The following is a 4,594-nucleotide window of genomic DNA, read 5'->3' as shown; positions in this document are numbered from 1 at the left end:
TCAGCCCTCCGCCGCCGACATCAGGCCACAGCGCGCAGGCACCACTTCCGGCAGCGCCTGCGCCTCCAACACATGCAGATCTAGCTATGTAGTACTAGGTGCCGGAGAACGGCGACATAAAGCGTGTCTTCTACAGCACCACCCCCAAACCGGTTCAGTTCAAGAGCTCCGCCGTGGAGGCCGACAAACTCGCCCTCCGCCCGTTGCGTGCGGGAAAGCGCAAGGGGGAAATGACCATCGACACAGACAAACCGGCCTGGAGTCCCGGCCTCGTGGAGATCGCCGTCCTCGGATGTGACCAAGAGGATGGAGACGACCCAGAGTCGCTGGCCCTCGCCGTACATCAGCTGCGCCAACCGCCGGACTACCCAGAGGCTCTTAGCCTGCCATTGCCTCTGCACTTGGCCGGGCTTGGCCAGGAGTACGTCCTGCCGACACTCGCCGAGGAGGTCGAGGACGAGGCCGCGACCGAAGATCTGCGTTCCACGGACGACGGCGTCGCTTCCGTGGGCGACGGCGATCCGGATGCGGCTGTAGCGGCAGGAATCGCCACGGAGCCGGATCCAGAGGATGACCGACAAATGTCCCTGTTCGACACGTGACGTACTGACCGTGGCCGGGATACATCCCCGATTGCCAGGCGACAAAGTCCGAGCCTCATGAGTGGTGATCCGGCCTTGGCGTCAGTCATCCGTCCTGCCCATCCGGGACGGTGACCTTGGCCATGAACCAGTCGAGCACCGCGACCACGACGTCGAACACGGCGTCGCTCGCCAGCTGGGTGTTCTTGATAGGGGGATAGAGTTCCAGCTTGGCGACGGGGATGTCGATCCCGGGCGCGTCGTTGAGGCGCTGCCTGAGCTCCTCCCGCAGTGCGGGGTCGTCGAACGGCTTGCGGTTGCGTAGCAGGCCGAAGGGGATCTCGGCGCTCTTCGCATAGAAGCGGATGGCGTAAACGGATTGTCCGCTGACCTTGATGATCGGCGCACAGGAGGCGCCGACGGAGGTGCCGTACTGCAGGTCGCCGCCCCGAGACCGCCAATGCTCCAGCAGCCGCTGCACCGCCCCAGCCGCCTGCGGGCCGCTCTGCTCGTTGAGCTGGCTCAAGAAGCGCTGCTCCAAGGTCGTCAACGCCTGCGGTGAAAGAGTGTCCTCGCCTGCGGTCTCGGTCTCGGCCAGATCCGCGGCGATGGGCAATCCGAGTAGCTCGGCGATTTCACGGACGTGGATGTGCTGGTCCGCGGAGGCGCGTCCGGCCTCGTCGAAGGTGAGTCCTTCCGCGCGCAGAACCTCGTGCACATCTCGATCGTCCTCGGGATCAACCCAGCGGAAACCATCGGACACCTGCCCGGACCTGGTGAGGACCCGGTGCGCGTTGAGCACCGGGACACTCGCCAGGTGTACCCCGACGGGAACCGGATGCGAGCCGATCAGCTCGGCAAGGTCCGAGTAAGAGGTCCACGTGGCGGCCGGTAAAGCGGCCAGGGCGCTGTGCAGGAGCGTCCAGTCGCGGGAGGCGGCGCTGCCGCGGCCGGATTCCTCCGGTCCTGGCCAGATGGCGATCGCCCGGTCCGCGAGCCGATCGGAGCGGGTGAGGATCTCGGCCTTCGCCCATCGATCACAGGCGGCGATCTCCTGGTTCATGACCAGCCCGCTCTGGCCCAGCTGCTTGCGCTTGGCGGCGAAGGAGTTGTTGCTCAACTCGGAGTTGTAGCCACTGAGCGTGAGATTGCCGAGGGTGTGCACGAGCTGGCGGTGCAGGAGATCGGCGTCCTCTCCCCCGTTGGACAGTTCGCTCAGCCAGTCGGTGGTCATGGACTGGGGCAGGACGTGCTCAATGGTGATGCGCTTGTCGGCCAGGTCCACCCGCTCTTTGCTGCCCAGCGACTCCTCGATGCGCCGCAGGACCAGCTTCTGCTGCGCCGTGCGGCCCTGCCAGTAGAAGGCGCGGTTGCGGATCTCCTCCCGTAGCTGCGCATCCGAGGGCCAGTACAGCCTGGCCGGTGACAGAGCGGTCCGCACCGCTTGCGGCACTTCCTCCTCGGCAACCAGCTGTACGGCGAGCCGTTGGAAAATCCGGTTGAGGTTGCCTGTGGCGACCCCAGCGATCAGACGGCGTACCAGGAAGCTCTCGACATAGGCCAGTGCCTCGCCCACCTCCTCGTCGCCAATGTAGTCGTCCTCCCGCAACTCCAGCAGGCGCATCACCAGCGGGTAGGCGGTCGACGCCTGCCACTCCTTGAAGAAGCGCAGCCGCCCGGCGAACGGCAGGTCATCGGAAGGGGAAAGAATCTGCTTGAGGTGCCGGGCGCGACGGTGCAGATCCTGGACGTATGTCTCGACCTGGCTCGGATCTCCGGACAGTGCCAGGAGCAACTGCTGGTGCCCGCGATAGACGGCATTGTATTGGGCCTCGTCGCCTTCCTTCAGGACCAGGACCAGGTACATCAGCTGTTCCATGGCCTTGGTGTCCAGCAGGTCCTGGATCGGCTTCCAGTACTCGTCATAGACGTGCTGGCCGCGGACGGGCAGGCACATGAAGACATAGTTGCGAATTAGATCCACCTGGCTGAGCCGCATGCCCGTGTTGTTGATCGACTCGAAGATGCGAAACGCGTTGTCGTCCTTTTCCACCAGGATTTGTACGAGATTGAGCCGATCCAGCAGCACCGACTCCACGCGCGCGACATCATGCGGGTCGGCCGGGTCATCGAACTCCTTCAACATGCTCCGGAAGAACTGGTAGGCGTTGCCGATCAAACTTTCGGATTTGCCCTCCAGCGCGCCGTCCACACACGCTTTGAACGACACTCGGTCACCCTGGGTGGGCAGGAGCCGGTAGCGTAGCTCCCCCTGCTGAAACTTGTTGATCAGGTGCAGCTCGTTGATCCGCTCGCGGGCGGTCGGATCCTCGGCCACCATGTGATCTCTGATCGCGCAGAGCGCCAACATCAGGGTCGTGAGACGTTGCTGACCGTCCACGATGATCCACTGAGACCGACTCGGTGCCAATTCCGGCCCCGGCGCGAGGACAACCGATCCCATGAAGTGACTGGGGGCGTCCTGCCGCTGCTCGGCCAGCACATCGACCTGGGCAGTGATATCTGCCCACAGCTGGGTGAGTTGCGGGCGTTCCCAGGTGTATTGGCGCTGATAGAGGGGAACCAATAATTGCTGGTCTCCCTGAATCAGCTTACGAAGGGTGGTCTCGTTCGCCTTCATGCCGTCCCGTTCATTGCCCGAGCAATTGGTGTATCTCAAAGAAACATCAAGTTACGACGTACCACTGGGCGACCGCAAGCTGCGTACTGGCAGCAGGTGGCAGGACTGACTTGAGATGACAGTGCCATACGGGCAGTGAGGGCTTCTAACTAGCATACCGGCGAAGACCTCCTCAATGAGGATCCTCCACCCCGCTTATTCATGCGCCAGTGGGAGCAATCTTGAAATCCCACACGAGACGGTGCCGTGCCACGCCGCGTCGCAGCCGGCGCAGGGGAAGGGAATTATGCCGCGTCTCTGGGCGAAAGTGCTGATCAGGGACTCGTGACAATGTCAAACGGGCTTCACGTGAGCGGCGGATCCAGCATCCTGGACATGGCCAGAAACTGCCCCGAGCAGGGCTCTCATTCTCTGGTTCTCCCCTTTCTTTGAAGAGGTCTTCGTGACTCGGTATGCCATCGACCGTGCCCACAACACGCTGCTCGCGCAGTGGAGCACCGGCATCGGCGACACCGCCACCGTCGTGGCCCGGCTGACCCACGATCAGCTCCACCACAACACCCGCCGGCTCGCCGCGGACCTGACTCGCCTGTCGCACATCTGCTGGCGCTCCTACACCCACCCCGCCAGTGCCGCCGACCGGCACGGCCCCCACAGCCTCGGCTGGCACCGGCAACAAGAACGCGACGCCTTCACCACGATCCTCCCCACCCTGACGGCCACCATCCGACCCGCCGACCAGCCGACCGGCACCAAGATCGAGCAAGCCGCTCACGCTGTCGCTCGTATTCTGCATGTGCTCGACGCGTCTCAGCTCACCACGCACGTCAGCACCGACGTCGCCGCCGAACTGGCCGCCATCGAACAAGCCGAACGCGGCGACCTGTCCGAACGCGCCCAGCAAGCCGTCGCCCTCAGCCGCGAAGACGCCTCACCCCTGCAGATCTCCCAAGCCGACCACCTGCTGCACCACAACCCCTTCGGCAGCCAGGACCTCCTCACGCAGGTCGATCCCACCGCAGCCGCTATCGCCACCGCCCACTGGTTCTACGCAGCCGTCACCATCACCGCCCAGCACACCGGCCTGCACCCGATCCAGGTCCTCGACAGCGCCGAGCAGCCCGACAAACCCCTCGCCCTCGAAAGCCTCACCGACATCACCACCGCCATGGACGCCGGCACCCGCGCCCGGCACGTGGTCATGCCCCTCATCCGCAACGCCCTCCATGTCGCCGACGGCCACCTACGCGGCATCCTCGAAGTCCAACAACGCATCACCGCCGCCCAGCACATCATCGGCAAAGCCCAGGCCGACCACCCCGAAATCGACCTCGGTCCCGACAGCGTCTACCTCCCCCTCACCTCGCTCGAC

Annotated in this window: 3 protein-coding genes; 2 read left to right on the top strand and 1 reads right to left on the bottom strand. The window is 64.4% G+C overall.

The features are described from left to right. Nucleotides 1–98 precede the first annotated feature (98 nt). Nucleotides 99–602 (top strand): RNaseH domain-containing protein, encoded by a 504-nt coding sequence (locus FAF44_RS52155; RefSeq protein ID WP_237110941.1) that lies wholly within the window; start codon nt 99–101, stop codon nt 600–602. Between the two features lie 85 nt (nt 603–687). On the opposite strand, the gene FAF44_RS52150 is transcribed toward FAF44_RS52155, so the two are convergent. Continuing rightward, complete coding sequence (locus FAF44_RS52150) at nt 688–3,222, bottom strand: DUF262 domain-containing protein (protein WP_237110940.1); 2,535 nt, start codon at nt 3,220–3,222, stop codon at nt 688–690. A gap of 442 nt (nt 3,223–3,664) precedes the next feature. Between FAF44_RS52150 and FAF44_RS52145 the strand changes: the two genes are divergently transcribed. Then, on the top strand, nt 3,665–4,594 hold a 930-nt coding region (locus tag FAF44_RS52145; RefSeq protein ID WP_237110939.1), incomplete at its 3' end, for a hypothetical protein.

It is taken from the genome of Nonomuraea sp. MG754425, from assembly GCF_021699195.1.
GTDB lineage: Bacteria > Actinomycetota > Actinomycetes > Streptosporangiales > Streptosporangiaceae > Nonomuraea.
This window is presented reverse-complemented; position numbering and strand designations above follow the sequence as displayed.

Excerpts from the sequence above, each read along its gene's own strand:
- FAF44_RS52150 (WP_237110940.1), bottom strand. The coding sequence starts at position 3,222 with ATGAAGGCGAACGAGACCACCCTTCGTAAGCTGATTCAGGGAGACCAG.